This window comes from Pseudochryseolinea flava, assembly GCF_003286915.1.
Classification (GTDB): domain Bacteria; phylum Bacteroidota; class Bacteroidia; order Cytophagales; family Cyclobacteriaceae; genus Ohtaekwangia; species Ohtaekwangia flava.
Genome location: NZ_QMFY01000008.1, coordinates 44,018 through 57,885 on the forward strand (window position 1 = coordinate 44,018; position 13,868 = coordinate 57,885).

The window sequence follows — 13,868 nt, forward strand, 5'->3', positions numbered from 1 at the left end:
GCTAATCAAATCTTCGTTTATATCCCCACAAATCACGAATCACAATGTCGAGCATAAACTTTTGTGTACGCTGTTGAATAAGATTGTTGGATGTTGTGCCGAAGTTATCGTAGTTGTATGTAAGATTGATTGTCGACTTCCCATCGAGAACAGGAATGCCAGCGCCGAATGAGAATCCATAATTCGTGATCGAATTGCCACGGATTTTCATGTAATGATTTTGCATGTAGACACCAGCTTTTAAACTAATCAGCCCCAAGTATGATTCGGCGTTTTCGTTTCCCAGATAAGAATAACCGAGGCTCATGCGCCATGTATCCTGGAAGGTTTTGTCGCTAGTAGAATAACTTGCTTTAGACCATTGCCGGAATACAGCATCCGCAGCGATGAGCGATCTTTTTGTGCGGAAGGATATTCCTGAGCCAACGGTTCGCGGCATCTTGTAGTCTGTGTTTGTTCCCGCTTGCGATGTGAGGGTGTCGCCATCCGTGTTATACAGTGTTAGGTCACTGTTGCCGTTTAACTTCAAACCATTCTGGAATGTTGCTCCCCATATTAGCGATCGATGATTTTTAAAGGGCATGCGATATTGTATGCCATAGTCAATGCTCAGTTTATTGGTGAATATTTTATCATCAAGTTGTAGTCCTTCAGTACCAGATCCTGTAATAGATTCACTTCTGTTGATCGATCCGAAAAGATAGGAGAGGTGAACACCTGCCGAGAAGTTGTTGAATATTTTGAATGCGTTGCCCCAGTATAATTGACTTATATTTCCTGATCCCGTGTAACGATAGTTGGCTTTGCTATTGTCGGCAACCGTCTTTGTTGTTAAGATGTCATATGAGACGCTGCTGTATGGAGAAAGGCCAAGCACGGAGGCCCATCCAGGTTTAAATCGAAACCAATAGTTTATGTTACTCAATCCACCGTTAATTTTTGACACGTTCATGGCGTTAGTCGTGTAACGATTATTCTCCGCATACATACCAATCTCAAACACATGTGTTACCGGCTGCGAAATCGATAAATACGACGCGGGGTTCATTGTATTTAGATTGGCGTTGTCTTGAATGCCGATTCCTGTTCCACCCAAGCTTCTATTCAATGACGTTGTTCTTTCATTGATGATACCGATACCATACGTTGAGTATGGCGAACTGGATGAATTTTGTGCGCTTACATAGAGTGACGTAAGTATTAACGAAGCGGTAATAATATTTCGCATGGATAGAATGATGAATTAGAAATCAAGATGAAAGCTATTGCGAATAAGTTTTGAGTTTCGAATAAAGAAGACCAATGATTCGATTTTGTCTACGCAATAAGCAATTGTGTCGAAAAGTAATTTTTGTTCAAATTATAAGTGCTTGCGATAAAAAGTAATGAGTTGGTAGATGTGTTTGCCGCGTTAGTCTATTCTGATTTGTCGTTCGAAGACGAGCGTTGTTGTTTTGACGCAACTGAAAAATATGAGAAAGATTTGTGTAGTACTCGTGTTCGCGTTGCTAAGTTCTTGTATGAATGACGCATCAGAAATCGGCGCTGACTTTTTTAACGAAGGCGCACTAGACGTCGCGATGATTGATTCGGCGACTGTGAAATTGTCGACCATTCAATTTGAAGCACTAGCAACGAACAGTGCGTCGCGGATGTTACTTGGATCTCACGTTGATGAAAAACTTGGGCGGATCTCAGCGACCGTTTTCTTTCAAGCCGGCATTACAAGTGACATTAACTTTAAAGATGAACCTTACGCGTTCAGTCATGCGGCGCTTGTGTTTTATTATGATGGCTATTCGTATTACGATACTACGCAGACTATTACACTGAATGCATTCCAGGTTGCTGAACCGATCACGCTTGATGACAACGGTATAATAAAAAATTCAGATCGTTTTGATGTTGACGAAACACGACTGGGTTCACTAACATTAATACCCAAGCCGCATCGCAGCGATTCATTAGAGATTCCCATTGCCTCTTGGTTTGGAAATACATTGTTTCAAAAAGCAATGATCGGCGATGAGGATTTGCAGACGAACGCAGATTTTATTAAGTACCTTCATGGCATTTGTGTCATGCCAGACACAACTCAATCCGGACCAATCCTTGGATTTACGGCGTCACCAGAACTAAGGCTCTACTACTATGATAAAAGCGTGACGCCATCGCAGCTTTCATACATTGCTTTCAAGGCAAATTCCACTTACTCTTTTACCAGCATTCAAAGCGATAGAACCAATACATTATTGACCAATCTACCTGATGAACGTGGAAGACTTGACGCCAGTCTCACCGCGGACCAATCCTATATTCAAAGTGGTAGTGGCCTAGCGTTGCGTGTAGACATGCCGTATTTAAGGACACTTGCACAAAATGAAAACTTTTTTGTGACCACTGCCATCTTGGAGGTGTTTCCGGTGCGGAAATCTTTTGATGAACAAACAAACATTCCGGGAACGCTGTTTGCGTATCCAATCAACAAGCGAAATGAAATTACAAGCGATGTTTATTATACCAGTACACTTCGCCGTGATACGGACCTCGGACGCAATACGTACTACCAAGTCGATGTTACGCAGTATGTGAAGACACAGATAGCACTCGCGGAGTTTAACGAGAATGCGTTACTGTTTATTCCATCGGGAGACGACTATAACGTTGGCGTAAACCGAATTTATTTTTCAAATCCCAATTCAGAATATAATACACGTTTAAAAATTTATTATGCAACAATCAATCGGTAAAATAAAAGCAACCCTCCTTGCGTCCCTCATGTTAATAGTTGTTTTTGCTTGTAGTGATAGCACAGACGATGATAGTGACACCATCGGCAATTGGACGAAGACAACGCCGTTTAAGGGAAGACCACGGTCTGGCGCCATTTCATTCACTATCGGTTCGAAGGCCTACGTTGGCTTGGGGTACGATGGCGACGAATATTTGTCTGACTTTTATGTCTATGACTTGGCTTTGGGCTATTGGGAGACAAAGAAAGCTTTTCCTGGAACGCTTCGCGAACGTGCAGTGGCGTTTAGTGTCGATGGAAACGGGTACATCGGACTCGGCTATAACCGTGATGAAGATAAAGAAGAGCTCGGCGATTTTTGGAAGTACGACCCGGCCGATGACGAATGGATTCAGGTGAATGATTTTGAAGGAACGGCACGCTATAATGCGGTAACATTCACGATCGGCAATAAAGCATATGTCGGTACAGGTTATGATGGAGATAAATACAACAGCGACTTTTGGGAATATAATGTTAGTGAAGATTCATGGACGGAAATTGCAAGTTTCCCAGGTGAGAAAATTGAATCAGGCTTTGCATTTGTAATTGGCGCAAACGCGTATGTCGCGGGTGGGAGAAATAATGGATTATATAATGCTGGCTTTTGGATGTTTAATGCGGAGAGTAGAACGTGGACAAATAAAGCGCCTGATGATGATGCCTCCGACTATGATGAGTTTGAGCTTGCAGTAGCACGTCATGACGCTGTTGCCGTCACGGTAGATGATCAAGCATACGTGATGTGCGGATATTCGTCGTCGGGCGTGGCGTCAGGATCTGTCTATGTTTACGATGCCGTGACCAACGAGTGGGGAGAGAAAACTGCTTTCGAAGGGGCCGCGCGAATTATGGCCGTTGGATTTACGTTGAACAACCGTATTTTTCTAGGTACTGGGCAGAATGGATCAAGCAGGTTCGATGATATATGGGAATTTAAGCCCGGAGAAGAATACGACGAAACCAATTAGCGCTGTGCAGTAGTCTTGTGTCAGGAAGAAATAGGAGATGAGATATGCGACATTAAATACGCAATCGTTTTTAGGTGTGTCGGTATCTCTCTCTCTATTTCTAAAATTAGAATGCATGCAAAAAAACTAGTCTCGGGGACTAGTTTTTGTAATGTAATGTAAAGGCAATGTCGTCGACTTAAGTTACGGAGACATAAAAAATGCCACCCCAACCCTTTCATTCCTGAAGGGTCAGCCCGCGAATCGAGTTCCCTTCAGGGGCCAGGAGTGAAAACGAATCCATACCTGAAGGAGGTGCTTAAGTCAACGACATTGAATGTAAAGGGTTAATTAAAACCACTACTAACCTTCTACTTAACCTTTGGAACACGTCTCTCTTTATTCAAAAGATTTGCGCTTTACGAAATCGTGAAAAGGTTCCTTGTATTTGTCTGCAACAGGAATGGTGACGCGCCCAAAAATAATTTCATTGCGTTGAATGGTATGGATCTTTTCCAGGTTGATGATGAACGAGCGATGTATTCGCATAAATTTCGCGATGGGAAGTTTTTCTTCGAGTATCTTCAAACTCATCAATGACATGATGGGCCGCTCTCGTCCTTCAAGATAGAATTTCACATAGTCTTTTAAGCCTTCAATGTAGTTGATTTCGTCGTAGCCGATTTTAAGAATTTTGTATTCTGATTTAACAAAGAATCCGTCGGTCTGAGATTCTGATGTGGCGGGCTTTAGCTGCTGCATCATTTCAAACCAAACTTTAGTTCTGTTTGTCACTTCTAGAAATTCGGTATAGCTGAAAGGTTTTAGTAAATATCCCTGAGCATTTACCTTGAAGCCTTCGTGAGCATATTCCTCAAATGCAGTGGTGAAGATAACTTTAATTTTCTCGTCGAGCGTTTGAGAGAATTCTATTCCAGTAACATCCGGCATTTGAATGTCGAGAAACAAGAGTTGTACGTTGTTTTTCTCCATGGCCAGTAGTGCTTCTGATACACTATTGCAACGTGCTACCAAATTGAGGTAGGGGGTTTTCTTCACATATCCTTCAAGAATGTCGAGCGCGAGTGGTTCGTCGTCGACAAGTAAGCAATTGATCATAGGTTTACCGTTAAGATTGTCTGATAGTAAAAATGCGCTGTGTTGATATTCATTGAATGCGATCCTGGGTAAAGCAGTCGCAATCTTTTTTCTAAGTTTTCGAGGCCAATACCGGATCCACTCCGGTCGTTGTCTCTTTTAGGAAATGATGTGTTCATGATGATAAATACAAGTCTTCCTTCGGAGATACTCATGGTCATATTGATCTCCGATGGTTTGTTTGGACTTATGCCATGCTTAAAGCTGTTTTCGATGAGCGATATAAACAGTAGGGGCGCGATCATGTAACCGCGACAATCGCTTGGAAATTTATACGATACATGAACGTTCGTATTCACGCGCAACTTCATCAGGTCGATGTAATGGTGCATGAATTCAACCTCTCGCGTAAGTGACACAAACTTCTCGTTACTTTCATATAGCAGGTATCGCATCAACTTGCTGAGTTGATGAACGGCCTCCTGTGCTTTGTCTTGGTTTACGATGATCAAACCATAGATATTGTTGAGTGTATTGAAAAGAAAATGTGGATTTAATTGATTTTTTAGATTGGCGAGTTCTGACTTGAGATGTTCGCGCTCAAGATCTCTCAGGATGTCCTGCGAACGAAACCATTTCGTCGTCGTGCGTATGGCGACGCTTGCGCCTGTTGTAAGCGCGAATCCAAAAAAAGCGCGTAGGATCATTTCTGTTTGCGATGGGTGATGCGATCTCGAAACACCATTTTCTCGAACGTGCTGAAATGCGGTTTCGTGAAATTGATTTCGCATCATCTGCTGACGCCTGAACTCCATGCTAATAATGCAAAGTGAGTACAATACGATGTTTGCTGTGAAAAAAATGAATAGTCTCTTTGTGAAAAGAAAGACCTTAATAAGAAAGAAATAATTTGCGTAGAAGACGAGTCCGAAGAACAATGGAAATGTTAGCGTCCGTAAATATTGACCGAGTGAGATCGTAGCATTATTTACCGACAGCAATGGCATGGCCAATACAAAGGACCATCCAAGAATATGCACGCCAATGATGCTTAGCTTGCGTGTTTTTTTTGATATGTACTCCACTGCGTAAAAAAAAAATTATTTGACGAATGCTTTTGCCAAACGTAGCGGAGAGAGGAACATTTACGCTACAGAGAGAAACGCTGCAAGTACCCTAGTATCGACGAAGCGGCGAAAACAATAGATGTAGCGAGGGGTGTGTAGAAACCTGGTAGGTATAGAAGATGATCCGACGACGAATAAAAAAAAAAGGGGTTTTTAAGTGCCCCCTTGTTTATTTTAATGTTTCCTTCACGACGCCGCATGTGAGCATCTGATCACCAAAATAGGGGTTTCTTATTTTAGACTGATCACTTAACCAGTACGCGCCCTCGTTGTTGAAAGCCATCGGGCAATATTCATAATAGGCTTCTTTTCCACCCAAACCAAACGCCTTCACCGCCTTGTAGAAATTGTCTGATAATGTACGAAATGATTTTCGCTGTGCTTCAAGATCTGTGGTCGCTTGAATTTCCTTCAAGGCATCTTGCAACGGCGATAGATAGGTCATCCAGTCGTTGTGTGCTGCACCCGAAAGTAATTTCATGTCGACTTTGGCTAATGCCGCGTCGGCCGCAGAAGCTTCTGCTTTTACCTTTTCAACATCAGATGCAACAAAGGCATCTTTTAGTTTTATATAGGCTGTAAAAAAATCAGATAGTTGCGATTGAAATGTCGCATCCACTTTAAACTGTGGTTCACTTACAGGTGTCGTTTTCTCGTCTTCTTTCTCCGCTGTTGCAGCGTGCTCATGCTCGTCTTGCTTTTGTCCACCACAATTAGTGAGTGTTAGAACGAGTGCACCGAATGTAAATGCTAGAAATAATGGTCGTGTTTTCATGTCAGTAAGTTGCTTAATTTTTTGTGGTTTTCAAACCAACGCTTTGCATGCGAAAGTAAACTGCTGCTGGACATCAATCTCTTGCCTTACGTCTTGAAGAAAACAGCGTGCAATTGGGTGTTTTTTTTAATATTTGCGCATAAACCCAAAATGATGCGTAAACCAATTTACCTTTTCTTGTTGATGGTGCCCCTCGCCATTCAAGGTCAATCTGTAAGTGAGCCACCTCAGTGGGCAAAGTCAGTAGTGTGGTATGAACTCTTCGTTGAAAGATTTTACAATGGCGATAAGTCTAATGATCCGACACCGTCCGATATCAATGTCCCTAACCAATCGGAAGTTCCTGAAGGTTGGTCAGTAACACCGTGGACAACCGACTGGTATGCTATGGAGCCGTGGGCGAAAAAAATGAACAAACATTTTAATGAAGTTGTAACCTTTAGAAGATATGGTGGCGACCTTGAAGGCGTTCTTCAAAAGTTGGATTACCTAAAACAACTGGGAATTACGGCACTTTATTTTCGCCCGCTGAATGATGCGCCGTCGCTGCACAAGTACGACGCCCGATCTTATCATCACATCGACGCGAACTTTGGTCCTGATCCTGTAGGCGATCGTAAAATCATTGCATCGGAAAATCCCAATGATCCCACAACATGGCAGTGGACTTCTGCTGATAAACTTTTTCTTAAAGTGATTGATGAAGCCCATAAACGTAATATGAAGGTTGTGCTCGATTATTCCTGGAACCATACCGGGATCATGTTCTGGGCATTTCAAGATATTTTAAAGAACCAAGAAAAATCTGCATACAAGGATTGGTACATGATCAAATTGTTTGATGATCCAACGACGCCATCAAATGAATTTGCTTATGATGGTTGGATCGGTATTCAAAGCCTGCCCGAAATAAAGAAGGTTGATGTTACCACGCTTCGGCGTGTAGGCCACCCGTATGAAGGTGATATTCTGCCAGCGGCAAAGAAGCACATGTACGACGTTTCCCGTCGATGGCTCGCGCCAAATGGAAACACCAAACAAGGCGTTGACGGTTACAGACTCGATGTTGCGGACCACGTAGGGTTAAAATTCTGGCGTGAATTCCGAAAAGAAGTTCGCAGCATTAAACCCGACGCATATCTAGTAGGAGAAATTTGGTGGCAGAAATGGCCTGAAGAGTTTATGAATCCGGCGCCATACACCGGTGGCGACGTTTTTGATGCGGTGATGTTTTATCACGTGTATCGGCCGGCACGCTACTTCTTTGCTAAAACTGATTTTGAAATCGATGCAAAACAGTTTAAGGACAGCCTAGTGTTTCAGTGGAATAGAGTCTCGCCGGCTACGCGCGATGCCATGATGAACGTGTCAAGCTCTGCTGATGCGCCGCGATTGCTCACAGATTTTTTCAACCGCTCCAAATACAAAAAAGCAACTAAGCCAGGTGACGATCCTTCCTTTAAGACAGGAAAGCCTGATCGCGAGTCTTATGATAGATTGAAGCTTTACCTTATTCATGCGTTTACAAACTATGGTGCGCCACATGTTTACAACGGCGAAGAACTAGGGATGTGGGGAAGTGATGACCCCGACGATCGTAAACCGCTATGGTGGAAGGAGTATACCTTCGAACCGGAGAACAGAAATAATTTTCAGCCAACATCGGCGGCTTATGATCCGGTGGGATTCAATGCGGAGATGTTTGAACATTACAAGAAATTGATTGCCATCAGAAACTCCAAGCCAGTTTTGGTGGACGGGAAATTTGAATTTTTAACAACACAAGGAAAAATGTTGTCTTATGTCCGTCGCGATGGAAAACACAAAGACATCGTTGTGTTGTTTAACCTTGAGGAAAGTGAAAAAGATTTTCAAGTTCCCCACGCGCAATATGTTGATCTGATGACAAACAAAAAAGTCAAAGGTTCGACCATTAAAATGAAGCCGTATTCCGGCTTGGTACTAGAGGTAGTCAAATAAAATTAAGATCAATTCACGTCAAGGAGGCCTACCGAAAGATAGGCCTTTTTGTTTTTTACACATGTCGTGTCTCGTGGCTGGTAACTATTCCTTAAAATATCGTTCACATATTCTGAAGTCGTCATAATGTTGTATTCATGTAAGATCATCTTTCGATAATGTTAGGATAATATTAATGGAGTGACGATGCGAACGTCCTTCATGCAACCGTTCGTTGTTGTTATTTCTTTTCGTTGAAAGCCTTCAATGCTATTGATGTTTTGTGAAGAGGTTCTTAAAACGTTAACAAAACTGTAATCGCGTTTCTAGCACAATCGTGCCGCCAGATATTTCTATTTGCAGCGAATTCTTATAAACCCTAAGAACCTCGAATGAGCCTATGCAAAAAGTTTATCTAAAAATCTCACAAGTAACGGTGAACATGACGATGCTCCTCAAGTGCGCCATGTTCATAGCGCTGATGTGTGCTACCTGCATACAAGCAGCGTACGCTGGATCGATTCCCGCTGTAGCGGTTTCAGGAACTGTAACGGACGATCTTGGAGCACCACTACCGGGTGTCAGCATCCTTGAAAAAGGGACTGTGAATGGTACTGTAACCGACGCCTCTGGAAAGTTTTCATTAACAGTAAATTCAGAAGAATCAATTCTGGTATTTTCATTTGTTGGGTTCGTTCCTCAACAAATCGTTGTGGGTAGCCAGTCCGTTGTAAATGTTCAATTGGTGGGAGATCCTACCACGCTGTCTGAAGTTGTTGTTGTAGGCTATGGCACGCAAGAAGCAAAGGATGTTACGGGCGCCGTAAGTTCATTGAAGAGCGAATCTTTCAATAAAGGTGTGATCAATTCACCCGAGCAACTTTTACAAGGTAAAATTGCTGGTGTAAACGTAGTATCAGCAAGTGGTGAGCCTGGTACGACGCAGTCGATCACTGTACGTGGACCGGGCGGTATAAGAACTGGTAGCACGCCGCTATTCGTCGTCGATGGCCTCGCGTTGGATAATTCAGGCACAGGCGGCGTAGGTGTTAATCCCTTGAACTTTATCAATCCACAAGACATCGCTTCAATCGATGTGTTGAAGGATGCGTCTGCCACGGCGATTTATGGATCACGCGGTGCAAACGGTGTTATCTTGATTACGACAAAGAAGGGAAAAGCTGGTGTGTCTAGCATTTCGTATGCATTCGACTACGGTATTTCAAAAATGGCACGGAAGATCGATGTCTTCAGCGCAGATGAGTATCGTCAACGTGTACCGGAAGCTGGTGGTGTATTGGAGGATTCACTTGCGTCTACGGATTGGCAAGACGAAATCACACGCGTTGCCTACACAAAAAATCACAACGTCAACTTCAGCGGTGGATCAGAAAAGTTTGCATACTATGCTTCACTGGGCATGCAAGATCAAGAAGGTGTCTTAAAAAATAGTGAACTAAAACGTTATACCGGAAGGTTGAACGTAAGCCAGAAGTTTTTATCAGATGATCGTATCGCGGTAGATCTCAATCTCAACGCCACGCAGACCACAGCACAACGCCCGTCTATAGAAGGTGTGATTGGAACGGCGTTGTCTGCAAATCCAACGTACCCGGCATACGACGAAAATGGCGACCCATATCGTTACCCCTCGGGTATGAATCCACTCTTGTCACTTGAGTTGAACAAAGATATTGTTACCACGAATCGTGTGATCGGTAACATTTCTCCTTCGATTAAATTGATTAAAGGACTGGAGTATAAACTCAACTTTGGTATTGACTACGCTTCATCCACGCGCGACAATCGAATGAAGGCGAATACATTGCCACCGCAAGATGGAAGGCTCGAATCTACATTCGGAGTAAACAGCAATAGCCTTATCGAAAACTACCTGACGTATACTGCAATCAAGAATCGGCATGCGTTTTCTGCCTTGGTAGGACATTCGTATCAGAAATTCTTTATTCAATCACGAACATTCAGCGTGAATAAATTTCCAGTCTCTGAACTTGACCCCATCAACATTCCAGGTTCAGGTCAAGATTTGACACTCGCCAACAACAGGCCTACTGGTTATGCTACGCGCAATGAATTGCAGTCGTTCTTTGGAAGGGCCAATTATGAATTCAATAATCGTTATCTACTCACAGCAACCGTACGGGTCGATGGTTCTTCTAAATTTGGTGAGAATAATCAGTATGGAACATTCCCATCGTTCTCGTTGGGATGGAGAATTTCAGAAGAAGAATTTATGAGTTCAATTCCTGTTAGCAACCTGAAGCTAAGACTAGGTTGGGGGCAAACTGGAAATCAAGAAATTCCTTCTAAGATTACGCGACAATTATTTATATCTACGGTAACGGGTAGTACAAGCTATCCGCTCAGTAATGCACAACCTGGGCCAGCAGGAACGGTTTTCTCGCGACTCAGAAATGAAGACATTCAATGGGAAGTATCCACACAAACAAATATTGGTATTGACTTCGCTTTCTTACGCGGTGCACTTTCCGGATCTGTCGATGTATTTAACAAAGTTTCCAACAACATTTTGCTCGAAACAAATTCGTTCGATCCGCAACCATCGGATAAATATTGGATGAATGTGGAAGATATGGAGATTTCGAATAAAGGTTTAGAGATTGCGTTGAACTATGATTACGTTGCGACGAGTGGTTTTGGATTCAGCATTGGTGGAAATACGACGTTCATCAAGAATGAAATATCCAATTCACCGTTTTCCATCATCGCGTCGGGCAATGCAACAGGTTCGGGCTTGACATCAGCGACAATTAACGGCTACGTTAACGGAGAGCCTATTGGTACTTTTTATCTAAAAGAGTTCCTCGGCGTTGGCGAAAATGGTAAAAGTATTTTTAACGACCGCGATAGTGATGGGTATATCACCGACAGAGATAGAATTGCGGCAGGATCAGCGCTCCCAAAGGTTATGTATGCTTTCAATGCAACTGTGCGCTACAAGGGCTTTGATTTGACGGCTAACTTCAATGGTGTTTCTGGAAATAAGATCTACGACAATACGGAAAATGCTTTCTTCTATAAAGCCAAAATATCAAAAGGCGTAAACACAACGGATGCTGCTTTCGAATATCCGCAGGAGTCTGCAAACAACGCAGCCGACGTGTCTACACGCTTCTTGAAAGATGGATCATTTCTTCGTCTCAACAACCTTGCGCTTGGATATAATTTGAATCCGTCTGCGATCAAACTCGACAATTGGATCAAGTCTATCCGTTTTTCGGTGACAGGCCAGAACTTGTTTGTGATCACTGACTACGATGGTTATGATCCGGAAGTAAATATCGATCGTACGGTGTCGGGTGTTACTTCTTATGGTATCGATTACCTCAGCTATCCGAAAGCGCGTACAATCATTTTAGGTTTAAATGTTTCATTCTAAGAATACTATTCATATGAATCGTAAGATATATTTGATGATGACAATTTTCTGTGCGCTCATGTTTAGCTGCACAGATTTAGAAGAGGATGTTCTGGATGAATCATCCGTAGAAAATTTGACAGACAAACAAATTGCAGATGGTTTTATCAGTGCTACCTATGCACGCATGTCCGATCTGTTTACGCATACAAATTATTTCAATCTTCAAGAGATTTCAACAGATGAAGCGATTCTTCCGTACCGCGGTGGTACCGATTGGGGTGATAATGGTATCTATATTGCCATGCATCAGCATACGTATCAATCGACGGATCCGAACATCAATTCGACATGGAATTGTATTCTTCAAGGTACATCACGCGCAATCACTGCGATTACACGATTGCCACTACTCAAGGATCAGAACGTGAATCTTTACATAGCAGAAGCCAGAGGGATGCGAGCCTACTACGCATTGCTTTCTCTTGACCTTTTCGGGATGATTTTCATCAAAGAATCTGAGGAAGGCCTCGGTAAAATTGTAAGAGGACAGGAAGCGATTGATTATATCGAAAAGGAACTTCTTGCGATCGAGAATGAAGTGAGCAACGATGTAGGCCCGGGAAGAATTACGCAAGGTGCGGTGTGGGGAATGCTCGCGAAGCTTTATCTGAATGCAGGCGTGTACCGCGACCGTTATGCGGCGACATTCAATTTCTCTGGTGATGATATGGATAAGGTGATAACCTACACCAACAAGATCATCAACTCAGGACGCTACCAATTGTCGGCAAATTATTTCGCAATCTTTAATGACGATAATCACGACAACAAGGAGTTAGTGTTTGCACTTGATCAGCGCGCTGACGTAAATGGTCACAACCGTCTTGCTTATTTTTCACTCTCTGGCGATCAATTTCCGTTGGTTGCTTTTCCAAGGGCTAATGGAACGGATGGTCCTGGTATCACGCCCGACTACTACGATACGTGGGAGCAGGCTTATGCGCCAGAAGATCCCGCAGCAAAAGACCCGAGGTTCTACCAACAAAACATGGCGATTTACACGGATCCATCGGCGACATGTGTTGCCGCCGCCGATTACAAAATCAACCGTGGAATTTTACGCGGACAACAATACGGACTCATTCGCGAGAATGGAGCTTTTGTAAAGTGTGGTGATGGTACGTATAAAGTTGGCCCGCTTTCAAATGTGACGCGTAACAATCCAAACCTGCCTGTTAATTTCACAAAACAAATTGACTTTACGGCAGCAGGTAGTAACTACAGCACAGGATATCGTGTAGAGAAATACGAGTTTGGAAAGAAGTCTGATTCGGGCCGGAATAAAGGCGATGCTGATATTGTTTTCATTCGTCTCGCTGACGTTTATTTGATGCGCGCGGAAGCATACTTGAGAAAAAGTAACGATGCAGCGTCCGCACTCGCCGATGTGAATTTTGTACGTGCATCACGAACAGCGACTACACCTCCGCCTGCACTAGCGTCGATGTCACTCGATCTACTCTATCGCGAAAGAGGATTCGAATTGTATTGGGAGATGCATCGCCGAACGGATATGATTCGTTTCGGAAAGTTCGAAGACTCGTGGACAGAAAAAAGCAATACAGATAAAAATAAACGGGTGTTTCCGATTCCTCAGGCGGCTATCGATGGCGCGTCTAATAATCCGGGATATCTCGTACAAAATCAAGGTTATTAGGTTTGTTTGGGTTAAGGCTATAGCGGACAGTTTTTGTTTGCTATAGCT

General features: G+C 43.0%; 9 protein-coding genes. 5 read left to right on the top strand and 4 right to left on the bottom strand.

Features of this window, described 5'->3' with window-relative positions:
* Position 1: 1 nt before the first annotated feature.
* Positions 2–1,228, bottom strand: a complete 1,227-nt coding sequence (locus tag DQQ10_RS15720) for a hypothetical protein (protein ID WP_112747845.1) — start codon at positions 1,226–1,228, stop codon at positions 2–4.
* Between the two features lie 244 nt (positions 1,229–1,472).
* Between DQQ10_RS15720 and DQQ10_RS15725 the strand changes: the two genes are divergently transcribed.
* Positions 1,473–2,750: a DUF4270 family protein gene (locus DQQ10_RS15725; RefSeq protein ID WP_112747846.1), complete on the top strand. Its 1,278-nt coding sequence runs from the start codon at positions 1,473–1,475 to the stop codon at positions 2,748–2,750.
* Positions 2,731–3,762 (top strand): Kelch repeat-containing protein, encoded by a 1,032-nt coding sequence (locus tag DQQ10_RS15730; protein WP_112747847.1) that lies wholly within the window; start codon positions 2,731–2,733, stop codon positions 3,760–3,762. The genes DQQ10_RS15725 and DQQ10_RS15730 overlap by 20 nt, the downstream gene beginning before the upstream one ends.
* A 378-nt stretch (positions 3,763–4,140) precedes the next feature.
* Here the strand turns inward: DQQ10_RS15730 and DQQ10_RS15735 are convergent, their stop codons facing one another.
* The 3 genes from DQQ10_RS15735 to DQQ10_RS15745 all read right to left on the bottom strand — a co-directional run bounded on the left by DQQ10_RS15735 (position 4,141) and on the right by DQQ10_RS15745 (position 6,741).
* Positions 4,141–4,860: a LytR/AlgR family response regulator transcription factor gene (locus DQQ10_RS15735; protein ID WP_112747848.1), complete on the bottom strand. Its 720-nt coding sequence runs from the start codon at positions 4,858–4,860 to the stop codon at positions 4,141–4,143.
* A complete protein-coding gene (locus tag DQQ10_RS15740; protein ID WP_112747849.1) occupies positions 4,857–5,924 on the bottom strand; it encodes a sensor histidine kinase in 1,068 nt (355 codons plus the stop codon). The genes DQQ10_RS15735 and DQQ10_RS15740 overlap by 4 nt, the downstream gene beginning before the upstream one ends.
* A 211-nt stretch (positions 5,925–6,135) precedes the next feature.
* Positions 6,136–6,741, bottom strand: a complete 606-nt coding sequence (locus tag DQQ10_RS15745) for a DUF3347 domain-containing protein (RefSeq protein WP_112747850.1) — start codon at positions 6,739–6,741, stop codon at positions 6,136–6,138.
* A 150-nt stretch (positions 6,742–6,891) separates the two neighbouring features.
* On the opposite strand from DQQ10_RS15745, the gene DQQ10_RS15750 reads away from it, so the two are divergent.
* From DQQ10_RS15750 to DQQ10_RS15760, 3 genes are all read left to right on the top strand, one after another.
* Positions 6,892–8,721 (top strand): alpha-amylase family glycosyl hydrolase, encoded by a 1,830-nt coding sequence (locus DQQ10_RS15750; protein WP_133259670.1) that lies wholly within the window; start codon positions 6,892–6,894, stop codon positions 8,719–8,721.
* Positions 8,722–9,100: 379 nt separating this feature from the next.
* Positions 9,101–12,121, top strand: a complete 3,021-nt coding sequence (locus DQQ10_RS15755) for a SusC/RagA family TonB-linked outer membrane protein (protein WP_245970435.1) — start codon at positions 9,101–9,103, stop codon at positions 12,119–12,121.
* Positions 12,122–12,134: 13 nt separating this feature from the next.
* A complete protein-coding gene (locus DQQ10_RS15760) occupies positions 12,135–13,820 on the top strand; it encodes a RagB/SusD family nutrient uptake outer membrane protein (protein WP_112748041.1) in 1,686 nt (561 codons plus the stop codon).
* Positions 13,821–13,868: the final 48 nt, after the last annotated feature.